Raw genomic sequence first — 213 nt, forward strand, 5'->3', positions numbered from 1 at the left:
GCTGGAATGATAGGAACAACGATTGGTCTAGTAGTTGGTTTATTGTCTCCTATCACCTTTCGGATAATAATAGGGCCTTTTTTAGGAGCACTTATTGGGGAAATGATTCATGGCAATGACATTGATAAAGCGCTTAATGCGGCTTTTGGTTCATTTCTAGGTTTTATATCCTCTTCATCTCTAAAATTTATTGTAGCCATAATTTTCCTTGGT

At 36.6% G+C, this 213-nt stretch carries 1 protein-coding gene; it reads left to right on the forward strand.

The genetic code is table 11. From position 1 onward, the window contains the following. A partial coding sequence (locus ACRHOC_RS15840; protein ID WP_431159520.1) for a DUF456 family protein occupies window positions 1-213 on the forward strand: 213 nt, incomplete at both ends.

Origin of the sequence: Winogradskyella poriferorum (genome assembly GCF_050618035.1) — a bacterium.
GTDB lineage: Bacteria > Bacteroidota > Bacteroidia > Flavobacteriales > Flavobacteriaceae > Winogradskyella > Winogradskyella poriferorum_A.